Source organism: Paraburkholderia sp. BCC1876 (assembly GCF_902833695.1).
In the GTDB taxonomy this organism is placed as follows: Bacteria; Pseudomonadota; Gammaproteobacteria; order Burkholderiales; family Burkholderiaceae; genus Paraburkholderia.
Window position 1 is genome coordinate 981,230 of sequence record NZ_CADFGI010000002.1, and the last position, 18,417, is coordinate 999,646.

Below are 18,417 nucleotides of genomic sequence, written 5' to 3' on the forward strand. Positions count from 1 at the left end.
AACGAAACCGTTGATCCATTATGGTCATCCGCGCCCGATTCCGTTCGAGCAAATTTTGCTTTGCATATCAGCAAATCGTCAGAACAGGTAGCGGGCGCGCGCGTAATAGAAGCCGCCGTTCACGCCGGTCGTCGACGCGAACGAATCGTATTGCGCGCCTTCGAGTTGCGCGACGTAAGGCAGCCTGGTCGGATACACATCGAACAGATTGTTCGCGCCCACCGCGATCTGGAATTTCTTCGTCACGTCGTAGCGGACTTCGACGTCGGTGATATAGCGCGCCGCATTCTCGAAGTGAAGGAACTGCGTTGTCGAAAATGCATTCGGCCCGACAATGTAGGTTTCCTCGCTCGACGTCGAGCCGAAACGGGTCTCGTGCAGGCTGACGCCCCACTTGTCGAGATGCCACGTACCGCCGACGATGATCTTGTTCTTCGGCGTCGACGTGCTCAGCCACGCGATCTGCTGCGCGTTGAGTTCGGGCCCGCCATTCGCACCGGTTGCGATATGCGTGACCGACGTCGTGTTGATGTTCACGCCGAGGTCCCAGTCCACCTGCCCGAACGCGCCGAAACCCGTGTGATAGGTGCCGGTCAGATCGAGCCCGCGCGTGCGGGTGTTCGCGCCGTTGGTGAAGTAACTCGCCGACACCGCCGAGGCCGGAATTGAACTCGGCACCGACAACCCCGCGGCCTGCATCGCGGCGATCGCGGCCGCGCCCGACGCGGTGCCGCCTTCGACGATACGGTTGCGGATATCGATCTGGTACGCGTCGAGCGCCAGGTGCAGGCCCTTGACCGGCGTCAGCACGAAGCCGAGGTTGTAGTTGGTCGACTTCTCCGACTTCAGCGGCGCGGCGCCGATCAGTCGGGCCGCGCCCGAGTTGGCCGCCAGCAGCCCCTCGACCGAGGCCGGCGATTCGTTGATGTTGCTGTAGTACTCCTCGGCCAGCGACGGCGCGCGAAAACCCGTGCTGACGCTGCCGCGCACGGCGAATGCCGGCGTGAAGTCGTAGCGCGTCGAGAACTTGCCGTTGGTCGTGTTGCCCACGTCGCTGTAATGCTCGAAGCGTCCGGCCAGATCGACGGTCCATTTCGGCGTGAGATGTGTGGACAGATCGATATACGTGGCGACCACGTTGCGCGAGTTGTCGCTCGCGCTGACGGGCGCGAGACCCGGCAACGCCTGCGAGCCGCCGTCCAGATACGAAGCGGGATCGCCCGCCCCCACCGTATAGGTCTCGCGGCGCTGCTCGACGCCCCACGACACGGTCACCGGCGCCGGCAGCACCGGCAGTTGGAACGCGCGCGAGAAATCGAGGTTGTTGGTCAACTGCGTGTTGCTGACCGTCGCCAGATGGAAACTGGTCGGCGTATAGCCCTGGCTTGCGAACAGCCCCGTGTTCGCCGAGTTCGTCATGCCGATAACGTCATGATCGCCGCCGTAGGTCGAACTCAGATCCCACGACCAGCCGAAAAGGTCCTGACCTTTGATGCCCGTAGTCGCCGAGAAGTCGTTTTCGTTGACCGTCTCGGTCGGCACGAAACCGTTCGGGTAGATTTGCGGCAGCACGCCAGGCGGACGGTAGTTCTGATACGCCTGCGCATTGCGGTGCGCGTAGGTGCCGAAGCCGTACAACTCGACGTCGTCGCCGACGTAGTAGCCGGCGTTGTAGCCGACCGCTTCGCGCGTGCTGGCCGGGTCGCCTTCAATCGGGTTGTAGTAGCCGTGCCCCGGCTTGAACGAGCCGAAATAGTCGTCGGGGCCGGTGCGTACCGTGTGGTTCTGACGGTTGTAGTCCGCGCTCAGATCCAGAAAGCCGTTACCGCCGAGATTCAGGCCAATGGTGGCCGTTTCGCCGTTTTTGAAGCCGTCGCCCGCGTAGGTCTGGCCGTTGGTGGTCTGCAACTCGCCGCCGTGCGAACTCCGCTTCAGGATGACGTTGATGACGCCCGCGATCGCGTCCGAGCCGTATTGCGCCGCCGCGCCGTCGCGCAGCACTTCGATGTGATCGATCAGCCCGACCGGAATCATGTCGATATCGACACCGGTCGAGCCCTGGTTCAGGCCGCCGTCGAGCGCGATATTCGCCGTGGTGTGGCGGCGCTTGCCGTTCACCAGCACGAGCACGTGGTCGGGGCTCAAGCCGTGCAGCGTCAGCGCGTCGGTGAGCAACGCGGCGTCGCCTGCGTAGGTTTCGCGCGAGATCGACGGCGACAACTGGACCAGCGCATCGCGCAGATTGCTCTGACCGGTGGAGCGCAATTGCGCGCCGCTGATCACGTCGACCGGTGTCAGGCTTTGGCTCGCTTTGGTATCGGTGCGCGTGCCGGTGACGACGACCGTGTCCTGCTGCACGGTGTTGACGCTGTTGGCCACGGCGCCCGACGCAGGCGCACCCTGCGCCCATGCCGTGCCGTTGCAGGCGACCGCCAGCACGGCCATCGACAGCATGGTCCTGCGAACCTCCATGACGGGCTGAGTCGCCCGATGCTTGCTGTTTGTCCCGCGCATCGACTGTTCCGTTTTGTATGGACGAAGGGCGCCGGCACACCGGCTGATCGCAGCCGTGCGCAAGGCAGTAACGTGGTGATGAAAACGATGGAAAGCGAATTCCCGCCAGGCAGCGATCGCTGCCCTCACGGTCCAGCTAGTGTTCCAACTGCCGTTTCCAGCTCTTGGGCAAGCCGGGAGTCTCGCGCTACGACCGTTGACCGAGCGGCTCGGCGCGGCGCAGATCGCTGAGCGATTCGAGGCGGCCCGGCGCCAGCAAGTCCTTGCCGAACGGCAGCCGGAAATGAATCTCCGGCGCGATCGAGCGATCGAACAGCGCTTCGTAGCCCGTGCTCGCATAGAGCCCAGCCGCTTCCGGCTGCCTGAAACCCGTGGTCAGGTAAACGCGGCGATAGCCCTGGCGTAACGCGCGCTTTTCGAGTTCCTCCACGACGCGGCGAGCGAGTCCCTGGCGACGCTCGCTCTCGTGGGTCCAGATCCGCTTGAGTTCCGCCGTGTCCGTGTCGTAGCGCTTGAACGCACCGCCGCCGACCGTCCGCCCGTCGCGCTGGATCACGATAAAGGCGCCCTCCGGCGGCGCGAACAGTTCGGCCGGATAACGCAACATCTCTTCGGTCACCGACGCGGCGCTATCTTTGCGGAACTCGCGATAACGCGTCGTGTATTCGATCTCCAACGCGGCCAATAGCGGTTGAGCGATGGAATCGAGCGGTGTGGTATCGATAATCTCGTAGGTCATGATGGATGCGGGGATGGCGCTGCCGCCGGTCGATTGTCCGTGGAATCTTGAGCCTGTCCGACTTCGAATGCTGTCGAACTAAAAGCAAGATAACAGGCCCGCAATGCGGAATGAACCAAACATTTAGCGAATGGTTATTCCATGATTAATGGAGTTTTATTGGCGTCGTTATTCGCGCTATAGCGGCGCGATTTAGCCATTAGAGAAAGATGGGAATTCAGAAATCGCGCGTTCGGATGCCGGTTATTGCAAATGAAACGCGCGTTTCTCCAGGATAACGCCGGTGAACGAATGTCTGCCCGGCTTCAAACCGGTTCGGCGAGATGGAACAGACAGTCGCCGCGCTCCACCGCGGCGGGCACGCGTTTGCAGACCACCTGCCCGGCTCCCGCAAAAAACGTCGTGACGGGTTCGCGCAACGGCGTGTCGGGGAAATGAATACGTGCCGCGGGCTGCCCTGCCACGACCTGATCGCCGAGTTCGACGAGCGGCTCATAGACACCGCGATCGTAGGCGTAGACGTAATGGCGCGAGCCGGACACGCTGAAGAAACGCGTTTGCGACGGCGGCGCGTCCGGTACGAGCGGCCCGCTCAGCAGACCGATAAAGCCGAGCAGATGCAGCAGCCCTTGCCGTGCTTCGCGCAACAGTCTCGCCTGCACGGTGCCGCCACCGCCGAGTTCCGCGAGGATCGACAGCGCGCCCTGCCGCCGTGCCGCGCTGGCCGAATGAACCGGATTCGGCCGATGCAGAAACGCCCGCGGCAACCCGAACGCGGCGAGCAAGGCTTTGAGGCGTTGCTCTTCTTCGGGGTCACGCGGTTCGATAGCAAGCATATTCGCGCCGTCGTAGAGCAGCGAACTGCCGCCCGAATGCAGGTCGATCAGATACTGCGCGCGAGTCAGCAGCGTGTTCTCGATGTAGTCGGCGATCGCTGCCGTCGGCGTGCCTTGCGGATCGCCGGGGAAACTGCGGTTCAGGTTGCCGCCGTCGAGCGGCGAGGTTCTCAGTCCCGCCGCTGCGGCGGGGAAATTCGCCATCGGCAGGAAGATCAGTTGGCCGCGCACCCACTGTGGCTCGATGTCGCGAATCAGGCTGGAGACTAAAACCTGACCTTCGTATTCATCGCCGTGATTGCCGCCCATCAGCAGCACGACGGGGCCTTCGCCGTTGCGCACCGAGGCGATCGGAATCGGGATCCAGCCGTACGCGGAACGGTGCACCGAATGCGGCAGGCGCAGATAGCCGACGTGACGTCCATCGGCATCCAGATCGATTTCGTTGTGCAAGGTAGTCATCGGGGCTCCATGAACGACCGGGAGTGGGACACGTTACCGGAATCCCGACTATCCGTGAACCGGGCTTTGCGCATTTGGATTCCCATCAGCGCATCGGAAAGGAACGCGCGCGCCGCTTGCACGATTGCGCAGATCGATAGCAGAAATAGTTGGTTTGATCCGCCCAATCCGCTCACTAGACTGCGACTCATCTTGTCATAACAAGTTGAACCATGACGAACTCGCTGTCTAGCCCGCTCCCCCAGTTTGCTTCGCCCTCGCCTCTGCCGCTCTACGCGCAGATCAAGGAAACGCTACGCACACGCATCCTCGACGGCAGTTACGCGCCGCATAGCCAGATGCCGTCCGAACACGAGCTCTGTGCGATGTTCGGCGTGAGCCGCATCACCGTGCGCCAGGCGCTCGGCGATCTGCAGAAAGAAGGCTTGCTGTTCAAGCTGCACGGCAAAGGCACTTTCGTTTCCAAGCCCAGGGCGTTTCAGAACGTGAGTTCGCTGCAAGGCTTCGCCGAAGCGATGTCGTCGATGGGCCACGAGATCGTCAACCAGTTGCGCAGCTTTCGTGTGGTCGAGGCCAATCGCCAGGTTGCCGCGCGGCTGAAGCTCGACGAAGGCGCGCCGGTCGTCGAAATTCATCGCGTGCGTTTGCTCGATCGGGAGCCGGTGTCGCTCGAACTGACGTGGCTGCCGGAAGCACTTGGCAAGCGCCTCGCGAATGCGGACCTGGTCACGCGCGACATCTTCCTGATCCTCGAAAACGACTGCGGCATGCCGCTCGGTCATGCCGACATCGCGATCGACGCGATGCTCGCCGACGACGAAATCGCCGACGCGTTACGCGTCGAGCCAGGTGGGCCCGTGTTGCGCATCGACCGTCTGACCCACGACGCCGACGGCGCGCCGATTGACTACGAGCACCTCTACTTTCGCGGCGACGCGTTCCAGTACCGGCTGCGGGTCGACCGGGACAGGACGGCCGGCGCCGACCACACGGTCAAACGCAACGCAACCAGGACAGCACCATGATTACCCATGTACTCGACTACGACATCGTGATCGTCGGCGGCGGCACGGCGGGCCCGATGGCCGCCGTCAAGGCGAAGGAAGCGAATCCCGGCCTCAAGGTGCTGCTGCTGGAAAAAGCACACGTCAAGCGCAGCGGCGCGATTTCGATGGGCATGGACGGCCTGAACAACGCGGTGATTCCCGGCCACGCGACGCCCGAGCAATACACACGCGAAATCACGATCGCCAACGACGGTATCGTCGATCAGGAAGCGGTCTATGCGTACGCGAAACACAGCTTCAAGACCATCGAGGAACTGGATCGCTGGGGCGTGAAGTTCGAGAAGGACGGCACCGGCGACTATGCGGTGAAGAAAGTGCATCACATGGGATCGTACGTGCTGCCCATGCCCGAAGGCCACGACATCAAGAAGGTGCTGTACCGGCAATTGAAGCGCGCGCGGGTGGCGATCACGAACCGTATCGTCGCCACGCGTCTGCTCAAGGACGCGCAGGGCAACGTGTGCGGCGTGCTCGGTTTCGACTGCCGTACCGCGGATTTCTACGTGGTGCGCGCCAAGGCGGTGATCCTGTCGTGCGGCGCGGCCGGACGACTCGGCCTGCCCGCGTCCGGCTATCTGATGGGCACTTATGAAAACCCCACCAATGCCGGCGACGGTTATGCGATGGCCTATCACGCGGGCGCCGCGCTCGCGAACCTCGAATGCTTCCAGATCAACCCGTTGATCAAGGACTATAACGGCCCCGCGTGTGCTTACGTGACCGGCCCGCTGGGTGGGTTCACGGCCAACGGCAAGGGCGAACGCTTCATTGAATGCGACTACTGGAGCGGTCAGATGATGTGGGAGTTTTACCAGGAACTGCAAAGCGGCAACGGCCCCGTGTTCCTGAAACTCGATCACCTCGCCGAAGAAACCATTCAGACCATCGAGCAGATCCTGCACACGAACGAGCGCCCCAGTCGCGGACGTTTCCATGCGGGACGCGGCACCGATTACCGGCAACAGATGGTCGAGATGCATATCTCGGAGATTGGTTTCTGCAGCGGCCACAGCGCCTCGGGCGTGTATGTGAACGCGCGCGCGGAGACGACCGTGCCGGGCCTTTACGCTGCCGGCGATATGGCCGCCGTGCCGCATAACTACATGCTCGGCGCTTTCACGTACGGCTGGTTCGCGGGACAGAACGCAGCGGCGTATGCAGCGGGTCGCGAGCATGCTGCGTTGGATCAGGAACAGATCGACGCCGAACGCGCGCGCATCTATGCGCCGCTCGAACGCGACAACGGTCTCGCACCTTCGCAGGTGGAATACAAGCTGCGCCGCATGGTCAACGATTATCTGCAACCGCCCAAGGTCACGCGCAAGATGGAAATCGGCCTGCAACGCTTCGCGGAAATCGCCGACGACATCACCGCGATCAAGGCCAACCATCCGCACGAGCTGATGCGCGCCGCCGAAGTCCGCGCGATTCGCGACTGCGCGGAAATGGCCGCGCGGGCGTCGCTGTTTCGTACCGAGAGCCGCTGGGGGCTGTATCACCATCGGGTCGACTATCCGCAGCGCAACGACGCCGACTGGTTCTGCCACACGCATCTGCGCAAGGACGACGCGGGCCGCATGGTCAGCGAGAAGCGCGCGGTCGAACCGTATGTCGTGGCGCTCACCGAGACCGAACTCGACTCGTACCGCAAGCTGCGCATCCCCGAAGCGGAGAGCCGCCCGCTCGCCGATGCCACTGTCTGAAAGAAAGAACGTAAGAACGCCAGAACGAAAGGAAGGAAGCCCCCCGATGTCCTATACCCCCCACGAGATTTTCCAGCGCAGTAGCGCGCCCGTCACGATCGATGAAAACAAATGCATCGCGGACAAGGGCTGCACCGTCTGCGTCGACGTCTGCCCGCTCGACCTGCTCGCGATCGACGTGAGTAAAGGCAAGGCCTACATGCAGTTCGACGAATGCTGGTACTGCATGCCGTGCGAGCAGGATTGCCCGACCGGCGCGGTGAAGGTCGAGATTCCCTATCTGCTTCGCTAGGCGCACCCGTTCATGACCGATTCCACTTTACTGACGCACGATCCCGACACGCTGGCGCCCGAAGCCGCTGCGCTGCTGCCGCGTCTCGCCGATACTGATCCGGTCGTGCGCCGGATCGCGCTGCTCGAACTGGCCGATCTCGAAGAACCGGATACCCTGCCGCTGATCGCGCACGCGCTGGCCCATGATGTATCGGCCGAGGTCAGGCGCGAAGCGGCGCGCGTGCTCGGTTCGTGGGAAGAAGCGTGGATTGCCGACGCGCTTTGCCACGCGTTGCTCGACGCCGATCACGACGTGCGTACGGCCGCCGCGCAGAGTCTGTCCGCCTTGAAGGACGACGCGTGCGGTCCAGTGCTGCACCGCTGGACGGATCACGCTGAACCGTTCGTACAGGCCGCCGTGTTGCGCGGCTTGCGCGAGCTGCGTTACGCCGACGCGCTGGAACCCGCGTTGCGAGCGCTCGACCATACCGACGACAGCGTGCGCACTGAAGCCGTCGTGCTGCTCGGCTGGTTGAAGGACACGCGCGCCTTGGCGCCGCTCGCCGACACCGTCACCGGCGACACCAACGCGGATATCCGTCGCGCGGCAGTCGGCGCGCTGGGCTTCGCACCGGCCACGCACACGGCGACGCTGACCGCATTGCTGCAAGCGCTGAGCGATCCGGTCTGGCAAGTCCGCGAAGAAACCGCGACGACGCTCGGCAAACTGCGCGCGAACGCTGCGCATGACGTGCATGACGTGCATGACGTGCATAAGGTGCATAAGGTGCATAAGGTGCATGACGCACTGATCGCCGCACTCGCCGACGACTACTGGCAAGTCCGCCTGCGCGCGGTCCGTGCACTGGGACACATGGGCGAACGCGCCGCCGCGTTGCCTATCGCCGCGTTGTTGTCGAATCCGATCAGCAATCTGCGCAAGGAAGCCGCGCTCGCGCTGGGCGAATTGCGCGAACCCGCGACGCTGCCCGCACTGCGCGACGCGTTGAACGACGCGGACCCCGACGTGCGTAAAGCGGTGCGAATCGCGCTTCAGCAGATCGAGGACGCCAGCCGATGAACATACCGAAGCGCGTCGAACTGAGTGCCGACGCCGTGATTTTGCATTGGCCCGGCGCGGCCGCGCAGCGGATCGCACACCGCACGTTGCGCGACGCGTGTCCGTGTGCGGGATGCCGTCGTCTGCGTAGGGAGGCCGGTGAAACTGTGCACGCGCAAGATGTGGTCGTAAGCACAGTCCAGCCGATGGGTTACGGCGTGCAACTGGTCTTCAGCGACGGACACGATCGCGGCATTTTTCCCTGGCCGTATCTCCACGCTCTGCCGGAGATCGCAAGCACAGTCACCGCCACTGCGCTCACAGCCTGAAACCGTCGACCGCGATCAGCGCCAGCGAAAGCGTGCCGACCAGCACAAGGCTCACGGCCCAGACCGTATCCAGATTGAACCAGCTTCGCGACACGAATTTCAGGCCGAGGTAGCGGTAAACCAGCCACGCCAGCAGACCACCGCCCGCCATCATCGCTGCGGCATGCACGGCGGACACCAGCAAGGCCATCTGGAGATTCGCATCGATCAGCGTCTGCGCGGCCCGATGCGCGTGATCCATGCCGTACGAGCGGCACAGTCCGAGATAAACCGGCACGAGCATCAACCCCGCGCCGTGCGCGATGGCCACGGCGAACGACCACAGCGCCAGCCGCGACGGCGGAATCCGCGCGAGCAAGCGCGGATGCCGTCGCTGGATCAGCAGCCACACGCCGAAGCCGATCACAAGTACGCTTGCCCCGGCCTGGATCTCACGCTGCCACGCGAGCAGAACCGCCAGCATCGCGAACGGCATCATCACCGCGAGCATGGCCAGCACGTGTCCCGCCGCGAGATAAAGCAGCGCGCCGGCGAGTGCCCGCGCGCGTCGTTGCATCAATCCGCTCGACACCGCGAGCGGCCATCCCATGGCCGGGTTGAGCCCGTGATAGAGGCCGCTCGCGAGCACCGCCAGCCACAGGCCGGTCTGCGACCAACCTGCGCCGATCAACTGCCCACCGACGGATAACAGAACGAATCGGTCGAGCAGTCGCCGCCTTCCAGCCGGATCTGATGCGACCGGTAGCCGTCGGGGAACGTGACCCAGAACTCCTTGTCCAGCGTGAGACCGCCGCCCGGCTCCACATGCGCCATGACCTTGGCTGCGGGTACGCCCTCCGGATAGAACTGGTCGTCCCACGTGGAATATAGCGAGTTGGTCCAGTAGACGCGCTTGCCGTCGCGGCTGATCTCGATCATCTGTGGGCCGCCGCCGAACGTCTTGCCGTTCGCATGCGGCGTGCGCCGCACGATGCCGCCGATATGCACCGAGCCGGTCAGCTTCGGCTTGCGCGGTTCGGTTACGTCGTACTGGCGCAATTCACCGGTGCCCCAGCAGGCGACGTAAAGGAATTTGTCGTCGATCGACAGATCGATGTCGGTGACGAGCGGCGGCACCGCGCCGAAACCTTGCAGCAGCGGCGGCAACAATTCCGCAGCGGCCGGTTCGGCCGGAATGGTCGCGGTCTTTTCAATGTGGAACTGCCCGCCTTCGCGCCACCAGGTCCAGATCGAACCTTCCAGATTGGTCGTGTCGACCACCACGCCGAGGAAGCCGTATTCGCGGCTGGGATCATGCGCGGGCCGCACTTCGAGCGCCATCTGATGATTCGCGCCGAGGTCGAGCGTCTGCACGTTGCGCCGGGCGCGCAGATCCCAGAAGTGGACCCGGTGCCCGTATTGATTGGAAAGCAGATCTTCGGGGACGATCCCGTTCTCGAACTGCGGCGGCAACGCCCACTCGCTCGACACCATGTAGTCGCGCGGCAGATTCCACCAGAAGTCGTAGTGCTTCGCCTGCATGCCGCGATCGATCTCCCAACGGCCGAGCACCTCGAAGGTTTCGCAATCCATGATGAAAATGCCCGGCGGCCCGTCGGTGCCGTCTTTGCCCGCGCCACCCAGCGTGCTGATGTAAATCCCTTCCGGTCCGCAATGCACCGTATGCGGACGCGAGTACCCCGTTTTGCGGAAAATTTCCTCGGGCTCGATGATCTTGTGAATGCGCGCCTGCGTGGGATGCGGCTTGGTATCGACAATGTAGATGCGCGAAGAACGCAGCCCCGGAATGATCAGATAGCGCCGTTCGAGAAACGCATGTCCGGTTAGCGGCGACAACGACGACGAACACGCATTCCAGCCGAAGTGATGGAATTCGTCGCCGGTGTTGGGCATGGTCACCGTGTGCACCACCTGGCTGTAGGTGGGCGAACCGGGTTTCACGTCGATCACGGCGAGCGCGTCGGGTTGCGAGAAATCGGGGCTCAGCAGCAGCGTGTACGCGTAATCTTCCGGCGGCGCCTCCATCGCGAGTTTCGGCGATGCGTGGAACGTGGGATCGGGGCGCATACCCATGACGGGAGTCTCCTGGTTTGTCTGATTCGGAAGGTTGGATACCGGATGATCTTGACCGTGCGCGCCACGCGATGCACGCGCTCCGGTTTAGATTTGTAGTGCACGGCGGCGACGAGAGCAACCGGAAGTTTGCCGATTCCGGCAAAGACTGTGACGATACGTGCCACGCCACGTATCGGACACTAGCAAAACGGATAGGTCGCCGAGGTCGCCTTAAGCCGTGCTACGCGGCCACCATCCACGACTGGTTCGCGACAAGCCGCGCATAGGCACCGCGCGCGGCCAGCAACTCGTCATGACTGCCGGCCTCAACCACACGGCCCGCGTCCATCACGAGAATCGTATCGGCGTTCTGAATCGTCGACAGACGATGCGCGATGATGATCGACGTCCGTTGCGACATCAATTCCTCCAATGCCGCGCGAATCTGCTGTTCGCTGATCGTGTCGAGATGCGAGGTCGCTTCGTCCATGATGAGGATCGGCGCGTCCTTGAGAAACGCGCGCGCGATCGCCACCCGCTGACGTTGCCCGCCGGACAACTGCACGCCGCGTTCGCCCACGCGTGTGGCCAGGCCTTCCGGCAGACTGTCCACGAAGTCGCTCAGCGCGGCGCGTTGCAGCGCCCGGCGCACATCGGCATCGGACACGTCGCGGCCGGCGAGACGGATGTTGGCCTCCAGCGTGTCGTTGAACAGATACGTGTCTTGTGCGACCAGCGCGATGTGGCGGCGCAAGCCGTCCGAGTGCAAGTCACGCAGATCGACGCCGCCCAGCGTGATGCGCCCTTGCTGCGGGTCCCAGAAACGCAGCAACAGATTCGCCACCGTCGATTTCCCCGCGCCCGACGCGCCGACCAGCGCCACCGTACTACCAGGACGCACCGCGAAGCTCACCTCGTCCAGTGCGCCTGCGCTGCGGCCCGGATAAGCGAAGCTCACCGTGTCGAAACGCACCGATGGGTTCGACGGCACCGGCTGATCGCCATCCACGATCGGTTCAGGCTCGGACTCCACGACATGCAGTCGGCGTGTCGACGCAATCGTATCGGCCAACTGGCGCGCCACCTGACCGATCTCCGCCACCGGCATGAAGGCCGCCACCGAAACCAGCACCAGCAACGGCAGCCATTCATGCGCAAACCAGCCGCGCGCGGCCAGCACCGCGCCAAGCAACGCCACGGCGAGACCGCCCAGGCCGGTCGCCACTTCGAGCGCGGCGCTCTGGCGCGACAGATCGTCCTGCAACGCCGAGCGCTGCGCCTGGTAAGTGGCGAGATCATCGAGAAAAACCGCGCGGCGACGCCCCGTCGCCTGAAACGCGATCAGTTCGGCGAGCCCCTGGATCGTCTCCGTGAGATGCGCGCCGACCTGTCCCAACGCGGCGCGCGCACGACCACCCAGACGGTCGATCTTGCCGCGCGCGAGGATCGGCGTTAAACCGGCCGACGCGAGAAACGGCAGCAACACCAGCGCGAGCGGCCAGGCGGTCCACGCGAGCAGCGCCAGCACGGCGGCGGGCACCAGCAGCGCGACGAACGCCGGCGCCACGGTGTGCGCGTAGAAATACTCGACGGTCTCGACGTCCTGGGTGGCCAGCGCCACCAGATCGCCGGAGCGACGGCGCAACAGATACGCGGGCGCGAGCCGTTCGAGCTTCGCGAACAGCGCGATCCGCATCTCGGACAGCAGACGGTACGCCATGGCATGCGCCATCCACGACTCCAGCCAGTGCAACGTTGCCGCGACCGGTGCGCTGATCAGCAGCGCAATGGTCAGCGTCGTGACCGGCCGGCCCGACGCAATGCCCGCGACCACCAGCGCGCCCAGCACACCGACGCCGATAAACGCCAGCACCCGGCCGATGCCGCATAGCACCGTCAGCGTCAATTGGGTTCGCCACGGCCGCACGAAGCGCAGCAAACTGCGCAGCGTGTCGACCCAGCCGATCTCGGCGGCGTCGACGGCGAGCGCGCGTTCCTCGGGCCCCGACGCACGCGACGCGGCACGGGCCGGCGCGGCTAGCGTGGAACGCTCGACGGGTGCGGCGACCTGCGGCCCCATCAACTGCCGATAGACCCCTGAACGCGCGATCAACTCGGCGTGTTTGCCGCTCTCGACCACGCGCCCCTGGTCCAGCACGAGAATCCGATCGGCGCCGATCACGCTCGACAGACGGTGCGCCAGAATCAAGGTCGTGCGGCCGCGCATCAGCCGGTCCAGCGCCTGCTGGATCACGGCTTCGTTCTCGGCGTCGACGGCCGACAGCGCTTCGTCGAGCACGAGAATCGGCGCGTCGCGCAACAGCGCGCGGGCAATCGCAATCCGTTGGCGTTGGCCGCCGGACAGCGTCGCGCCGCGTTCGCCGATGCGGGTGGCGTAACCGTCGGGCAGCGCCTTGATGAAATCGTGGATATTGGCGGCTTTGGCTGCGGCGATCACGTCCGCTTCGGCGGCGTCGTGCCGCCCGAGCCGCAGATTGTCCGCAATCGTGCCGTCGAACAGCGTGGTGTCCTGCGCGACGATCGCGATCATGCCGCGGATCTGGTCGGGGTCGAGCGTGCGGATGTCCTGTCCGCCGATCCGGATCGTGCCGGCCTGCGCATCGTGCTGACGCAACAGCAGGCGCAGAATCGTCGACTTGCCCGCGCCGCTCGGCCCCACGATGCCGACGGTTTCGCCCGCGGCGATCTCGAAGCTCAGACCGGTATGCGCGACCGCGCGACGTCCCGGATAGCTGAAGCCGACCTGCTCGAACGTGATGCGTGGGCTGAGATCCGGCACTTGCCCGGCGCCCTTGGCGGGGGCGTCGCTGCGCGCCTCCAGCAGCGTATGAATCGCGGTCGCCGCCGATTGGCCGATCATCCCCTGATGCAGCACGTTACGCAGATCGCGCAACGGACGAAACACCTCGGTGCCCGCCATCAGAACGATCAGCAGGGCTTCGAGGCTCATCTCGCCATGGCTGACCCGCCACGCGCCGACGGCAATCGCCGCGGCCGCGCCGAGTCCCGTGCCGAGGTCGGTGAAGAAGCGCGTCAGCAAGCCGAGCGCGAGCACCCAGAAGGTGCTGCTGGATAACGCCCGCGCCCGTTCGGCGAGCTTCTGCGCGAACGCGCCGCTCTGGCCGAACGCCTTCAGCGTGGGCAGACCCTGGACCGCGTCGAGAAACTCCTCGCCGAACGCCTTGAACGCACGCGCCCTTGCAATGGCCGCCTGCTTGTCGGCGTTGTGGACCAGCATCGGCAAGCCGAGCGTGGCCAGCGCGGCAACCAGCAGCACGGCAGCGGTCGGCACGTCCCACCAGGCCAGCACCGCGAAGATCATCAGCGGTGCGCAGGCGGCGATGATCAACTGCGGCACGTAGGCGCCGAAGAAGGTCTGCAACTGCTCGACACCGTCGATCACCGCCAGCATCACGCCGCCGGTCCGCTCCGCGCCGAACCAGGCTGGGCCGAGTTCGACGATCCGGTCGAACAGCCGCGCCCGCAGCACCGATTGCACGCGCCCTGCCGTGTGCTGCGCGACCACCACGCGACGATGATCGAGCGCGGCGCGCAACAGCACGCAAACCGCGACGCCCGCCGCGGCCAGCGCGATCTGGCGCACTGGCGCGCCCTGCAACGCGAGCGCCAGCATCCGGCCAAGGAACACGAAACGCAACACACCGAACACCATGGCGATCAGACCCAGCCCGACTGCCGCTGCCACGCGTAGTCTCAGCCCGGCCAGCATCGCCCATAACCTGCCATCGAAATACATGCCTGCCCCTTTTGATTGCTTGTCGTATCGGATGGATGCGACGTTACAGGGGCGCGCGAAGCGAGGCAAAAGATGGTTTTTCAACGGGTGTTGAGTATCCTACAATACCCCGCATGACTCTCAAGTCTCCCACGTCCCCCAAGTCGCATATCCCGCCGCTGGCCTCGCTGCGCGCTTTCGAAGCGACCGTGCGACTCGGCGGCTTTGCCCGCGCCGCGGTCGAACTCAGTGTGTCGACCAGCGCGGTCAGCCATCAGATTCGCGGCCTCGAAGACCTGCTCGGCGCGCGGCTGCTCGAACGCAGCACGGGCCTCGGCGGCATTGGCCTCACCGAGGCGGGCGCGAGCCTGCTGCCCGCCGTGAGCCACGCGCTGTCGCTGCTGGAAGAGGCCTGCTCGCAGGTCAAGGGCGTGCCGAAGAAACTGACCGTGGCAGCCAACGGCTCGTTTTCGTCGATGTGGCTCGCGCGCCGTCTCGCCGAATTTTCGGCGCGCTATCCCGAGACGCCGTTGAGCGCGATCACACTCGATGGCGAGCCGGAGTTCGCCCGTCATGAGGTCGATGTCGCCATCGTGCATATTCATGTCGACAAGGTGCGCGCCGACGATCTCGTGCTGTTTCGCGAGGAGGTTTTCCCGGTCTGCGCGCCGGAACTGCATCCGTTCGCGTCGAAGGCGGTGTGCCGCTGCCGTCTGCTGCAGGAAACCCATGAGAACGCGCCCGAATTCGAATGGCGCAACTGGAAGGGGCAGTTCGGCTTGCCCAGTGACTTCGAAACCAAGATCGTCCGTTATAGCGGCTTTAGCCAGGTGCTCGGCGCGGCGATCGGCGGCGCTGGAATCGCGCTCGGACGCTTGCCGCTGATCGAAGCGGATCTGCGCAGCGGCCGTCTGATGCGGCTTTTTCCGGACCTGTCGCGGCCGGCGTCGTGGTGCTTCGTGTTGCGCACGGCGCCGGAGCGCCGGCATAAGCTGCTCGAACCGTTGATCGAGTTTCTGCGTCTGGAGGCGGCGTTGCCGGCGGCGCAGGCGAGTTCGTCGACGGTGGCGGCGGGCGTGTAAACACTCAGGCTAAGCGCTCAGGCGCGCGATTCGCCGGGTCCTGCCCTGGCCCGGCGGATAGTTGCAGCAGGCACGCCCCGGCGATGGCATCATGACGGCCTCGCGTCTTCATTCTTCAAAGCTTTCCGAACATGTCCAACCTGATCGTCCACGGCGGCCTGCCGTTACGCGGCGAAATCACGCCGTCCGCCAACAAGAACGCTGTTCTGCCGATTCTCTGCGCTACCCTCCTCACCGATCAACCGGTACGCCTGATCGGCGTGCCCGAGATCACCGACGTCAAGAAAATCCTCGACATCTTCCGCGCGCTGGGCAGCGATGTGTCGGTGGACTTCTCGACCGGCCTGCTCGATCTGCATCACCACGCCACCACCTTCGATCCGGCCACGCACAAGCTGCCCGAGGAGATGCGTTCGTCGATCATGCTGGTGCCGCCGCTGCTCGCGCGTTTCAACGTGGCGCGGCTGGAAAGCGACGTGAAAGGCTGCACGCTCGGCGTGCGCGAGATCGACCCGCACGTCGAGGTGTTCGAGCGTTTCGGCGCTCGCGTCAAGCGCACCGACGAGTCGTTGATCGTGCGTACCGAGCGGCGCATGGCCGCCAACGATCACTGGCTCGACTATGCGTCGGTGACCACCACCGAAAACTTCGCGCTATGCGCGGCGGCGGCCGACGGCACCTCCACGCTCACCAACGCGGCGTCCGAGCCGCACGTGCAGGAGTTCTGCCGCTTTCTCGCGATGCTCGGCGTAGGCATCGACGGTATCGGCACCTCGCGGCTCAGCGTGACGGGCGGCAAGCGGCTCGGCGGCGGCGAGTTCCGCTTCAGCGAAGACTTCCACGAAATCGCCACGTTTCTCGCGCTGGGCGCGATCACCGGCGGCGACATCGTGGTCAGGAACTCGGCGCCCGAGCAGTTCCCGCTGATCGACCGCACCTTCGCGAAGTTCGGTGTCGACGTGGTGCATCGCGATGGCTGGTCGCGCGCGCATAGCAACGGCGCGCTGCAGGTGCGCCGGCCGTTCACCCAGAACATTCTCACCAAGGTCGAAGCCGCGCCGTGGCCGTATGTGCCGGTCGATCTGCTGCCGATCTTCGTCGCGCTCGGCGTGAAGGCCGAGGGCAGCGCAATGTTCTGGAACAAGGTTTATGACGGCGCGATGGGCTGGACCAGCGAACTGTCCAAGTTCGGCGCGCACGTGTTCCTGTCCGATCCGCACCGGCTGATCACGTTCGGCGGGCTGACGCTGAGCCCGGCGCGCGTCGAGAGCCCGTACATCATCCGCGTGGCGATTGCGTTGCTGATGGTCGCGGCCAGTATTGAAGGACGCTCGGAGATCATGAATGCACTGCCGATCCGCCGCGCGCATCCGCGTTTCGTCGAGAATTTGCGTTCGGTGGGCGCGAACGTGGAGTGGACCAGCAGCGAATAAAAGCCGCTGAAAACAGGTTGTTTTATGCGCGCTGGCTACCCCGCCCAGCCGCGCGCTCACCACCCTCATCTTCTGACACAATAGCCACCTCGTTGGCTACCTTATTGGCCACCTCTATTAGCCACAACGCATTCCGGACCGGCGGCCCGCTTCTGCTGATTTCCATGGCACAGCGCGCCGCCCCCCGCTCTACCACCAGCCGATAAGCGATCATTTGCAAGATGCGGTCTTCAAACTCGATTAACGTCAGAGGCGCGCTGAAATCGGCGGGTGCCGAGCTCGTCCGGTCCATGCACTTGCCGTCGGGCATCGTGGTGTCGGAATGGACCGGCCGCAATACGCTCACCGAGTATCAAAGCTCGAACGAAAACGTGCTGAGCGTATATCTGTCGGGCGGGGAAAACTGCAACCAGGTGCTGGGCCGGCAGATTTTGCGGCGCGGCTTCAAGAACGCGGTCTGCCTGTTCCCTATTGGCGAAGGCCAGTCGCAGTGGCAGATCACCGAGCGGCTGAATTTCCTGCACGTGTATTTCGATCCGCGCAACTTTGAGGAAAGCCTGCTGCAGTCGCTGCGCCAGCCGCCGGAGAGTTATTCGTTCCGCGAGGTGTTCCAGGAGGCGTCGCCGGTCATTAGCGCAGCGGCCGCGAGCATCGCGCTCGCCGATTGGGACGACAAATCGCTGCTGCTCGGCGTAGACGGTCTGATGAGCTGGATTCTGCTCAACACGATCCGCTCGTATGCCGCCACGGATCTGGACGCGCCGAATACGCGCGGCCGTTTCTCGGTCCAGCAGACCAAACTGCTGCGCGACTATCTGAGCGACAACCTCGGCGAACCGGTGCGGCTCGAAGATCTGGCGAGCCTGGTGAGTCTCAGCCGGTATCACTTTCTGCGTAAATTCAAAACCACCTTCGGCCACTCGCCGCATGCGTTTCTGACCCACGCGAGAATGAGCCGTGCGCACAACCTGTTGAAGAACAGTCCGCAGAAGATCACCACCATCGCGCTGGAATGCGGCTACGCGCAGCATAGCCAGTTCACGACCGCGTTCAAGAAGCACTTCGGCTATCCGCCGAGAGCGCTTCGAGGGCTTTGATCGGCCACGT

Annotated in this window: 14 protein-coding genes; 8 read left to right on the plus strand and 6 right to left on the minus strand. The window is 64.3% G+C overall.

Annotated elements, in window-relative coordinates:
* Nucleotides 1-78: 78 nt before the first annotated feature.
* From HWY05_RS10815 to HWY05_RS10825, 3 genes are all read right to left on the minus strand, one after another.
* The gene (locus tag HWY05_RS10815) at nt 79-2,454 is read right to left on the minus strand and encodes a TonB-dependent receptor (RefSeq protein ID WP_244146572.1); all 2,376 of its coding nucleotides are present in this window, start codon (nt 2,452-2,454) and stop codon (nt 79-81) included.
* 247 nt (nt 2,455-2,701) lie between these two features.
* On the minus strand, nt 2,702-3,253 hold the full coding sequence (locus HWY05_RS10820; protein WP_176058304.1) for a GNAT family N-acetyltransferase: 552 nt from the start codon (nt 3,251-3,253) through the stop codon (nt 2,702-2,704).
* A 305-nt stretch (nt 3,254-3,558) separates the two neighbouring features.
* Entirely contained in the window at nt 3,559-4,551 is a 993-nt protein-coding gene (locus tag HWY05_RS10825) for a succinylglutamate desuccinylase/aspartoacylase family protein (RefSeq protein ID WP_035549830.1), read from the minus strand.
* Between the two features lie 212 nt (nt 4,552-4,763).
* Here HWY05_RS10825 and HWY05_RS10830 point away from each other — a divergent pair, with 212 nt between their 5' ends.
* Genes HWY05_RS10830 through HWY05_RS10850 form a run of 5 tightly spaced genes read left to right on the plus strand, consistent with a single transcriptional unit; the run spans nt 4,764 to nt 8,983 of the window.
* Entirely contained in the window at nt 4,764-5,576 is an 813-nt protein-coding gene (locus tag HWY05_RS10830) for a GntR family transcriptional regulator (protein WP_176058305.1), read from the plus strand.
* The gene (locus HWY05_RS10835; RefSeq protein ID WP_176058306.1) at nt 5,573-7,321 is read left to right on the plus strand and encodes a fumarate reductase/succinate dehydrogenase flavoprotein subunit; all 1,749 of its coding nucleotides are present in this window, start codon (nt 5,573-5,575) and stop codon (nt 7,319-7,321) included. The genes HWY05_RS10830 and HWY05_RS10835 overlap by 4 nt, the downstream gene beginning before the upstream one ends.
* A gap of 46 nt (nt 7,322-7,367) precedes the next feature.
* Nucleotides 7,368-7,613 (plus strand): ferredoxin family protein, encoded by a 246-nt coding sequence (locus HWY05_RS10840; protein WP_035549825.1) that lies wholly within the window; start codon nt 7,368-7,370, stop codon nt 7,611-7,613.
* Nucleotides 7,614-7,625: 12 nt separating this feature from the next.
* The gene (locus tag HWY05_RS10845) at nt 7,626-8,675 is read left to right on the plus strand and encodes a HEAT repeat domain-containing protein (protein WP_176058307.1); all 1,050 of its coding nucleotides are present in this window, start codon (nt 7,626-7,628) and stop codon (nt 8,673-8,675) included.
* Complete coding sequence (locus HWY05_RS10850; protein ID WP_176058308.1) at nt 8,672-8,983, plus strand: gamma-butyrobetaine hydroxylase-like domain-containing protein; 312 nt, start codon at nt 8,672-8,674, stop codon at nt 8,981-8,983. Before HWY05_RS10845 ends, HWY05_RS10850 begins: the two co-directional genes overlap by 4 nt.
* Here HWY05_RS10850 and HWY05_RS10855 read toward each other — a convergent pair.
* The 3 genes from HWY05_RS10855 to HWY05_RS10865 form a co-directional block, all read right to left on the minus strand.
* Nucleotides 8,973-9,653 (minus strand): hypothetical protein, encoded by a 681-nt coding sequence (locus tag HWY05_RS10855; RefSeq protein ID WP_176058309.1) that lies wholly within the window; start codon nt 9,651-9,653, stop codon nt 8,973-8,975. The genes HWY05_RS10850 and HWY05_RS10855 overlap by 11 nt on opposite strands.
* Nucleotides 9,650-11,056, minus strand: coding sequence for a selenium-binding family protein (locus HWY05_RS10860; RefSeq protein WP_176058310.1), 1,407 nt, complete (start codon nt 11,054-11,056; stop codon nt 9,650-9,652). Before HWY05_RS10860 ends, HWY05_RS10855 begins: the two co-directional genes overlap by 4 nt.
* A gap of 223 nt (nt 11,057-11,279) precedes the next feature.
* On the minus strand, nt 11,280-14,816 hold the full coding sequence (locus tag HWY05_RS10865) for an ABC transporter ATP-binding protein (protein WP_176058311.1): 3,537 nt from the start codon (nt 14,814-14,816) through the stop codon (nt 11,280-11,282).
* A gap of 113 nt (nt 14,817-14,929) precedes the next feature.
* Between HWY05_RS10865 and HWY05_RS10870 the strand changes: the two genes are divergently transcribed.
* The 3 genes from HWY05_RS10870 to HWY05_RS10880 all read left to right on the plus strand — a co-directional run bounded on the left by HWY05_RS10870 (nt 14,930) and on the right by HWY05_RS10880 (nt 18,407).
* The gene (locus HWY05_RS10870; RefSeq protein ID WP_176058312.1) at nt 14,930-15,877 is read left to right on the plus strand and encodes a LysR family transcriptional regulator; all 948 of its coding nucleotides are present in this window, start codon (nt 14,930-14,932) and stop codon (nt 15,875-15,877) included.
* A 131-nt stretch (nt 15,878-16,008) separates the two neighbouring features.
* Nucleotides 16,009-17,310, plus strand: coding sequence for a UDP-N-acetylglucosamine 1-carboxyvinyltransferase (locus HWY05_RS10875; RefSeq protein WP_176058313.1), 1,302 nt, complete (start codon nt 16,009-16,011; stop codon nt 17,308-17,310).
* Between the two features lie 290 nt (nt 17,311-17,600).
* The gene (locus HWY05_RS10880; RefSeq protein WP_244146573.1) at nt 17,601-18,407 is read left to right on the plus strand and encodes an AraC family transcriptional regulator; all 807 of its coding nucleotides are present in this window, start codon (nt 17,601-17,603) and stop codon (nt 18,405-18,407) included.
* The last annotated feature ends 10 nt before the right edge of the window (nt 18,408-18,417 follow it).